Origin of the sequence: Microbacterium sp. C448, assembly GCF_000582705.2 — a bacterium.
Taxonomy (GTDB): Bacteria; Actinomycetota; Actinomycetes; order Actinomycetales; family Microbacteriaceae; genus Microbacterium; species Microbacterium lacus_A.
In genome coordinates, this window is sequence record NZ_HG779833.1 from 1 (window position 1) to 906 (window position 906).

The window sequence follows — 906 nt, forward strand, 5'->3', positions numbered from 1 at the left end:
ACCCCCACGCTCACCGAGTGGGCTCCCTCGCTGGATGCCTCGACGCGGGCTGTGCACCAATAGGTTCCGTTGCCGGTGTCGGTGTACTGGTAGTACGGGTTGAAGCGGTCGTCGACGTCGAAGACGACGCGGCTCGTCCAGCGTCGGCAGCACATCTGACCCTCGATCGAACCCAGCCGGTCGGTCGGGAAGTTCACGTCGTCGTTCTCATAGGCCTTCGTGATCGTGCCCGACTCGTGCACCTTCAAGAAGTGCACCGGGATGTCGAGGTGCCGGGTCGCGAGGTTCGTGAAGCGGTGCGCCGCCGTCTCGTACGACACCGAGTAGGCGTCGCGCAGGTCCTCGATCGAGATCGCCCGCCGCGACTTCGCCTCGTGCAGGAACGGCACGGCGTGCGCCTCGGGAATCAGCAGGGCACCCGTGAGGTAGTTCGTCTCGACGCGCTGGCGGAGGAATTCCGCGTAGCTCGTCGGCTCGGCGTGCCCCAGGATCCGGCTCGACAGCGCCTGCAGAACGGCCGTCCGGGGATCACCCTTCGCCGAGATTCTGCTCGAGAGGTAGAGCCGCCCGTTCTTCAGGTCCGCCACGCTCCGCGTCGTCTGCGGCAGGTCGGGCACGTAGTGGATCGTGAAGCCGAGGTGCGCCGCAATATCTGACGCCGAACGCTGCGTGAGGGGTCCGCCCGGGTGCCGCACGGCCTCGAGGATGCGGACGGCGTGCTCTTCGAGTTCGGGGAAGTGATTGTGCTGGCGCCGCATCAGGTGGCGCAACTCGACGTTGGCGCGGCGGGCCTCTTCGGGGGTGGCGGCACGCTCGTCGCGCAGACGCTCGATCTCGCCCTGCAGCGCCAGCATCGTGCGCAGCGCCTCGGTCGGCAGCGTCTTGCCGATCCGGAACGGCTCGATA

The 906-nt window shown here is 67.5% G+C and carries 1 pseudogene; it reads right to left on the minus strand.

From position 1 onward, the window contains the following. Positions 1–906: pseudogene (locus MIC448_RS15955) on the minus strand (XRE family transcriptional regulator); the annotation flags it as partial.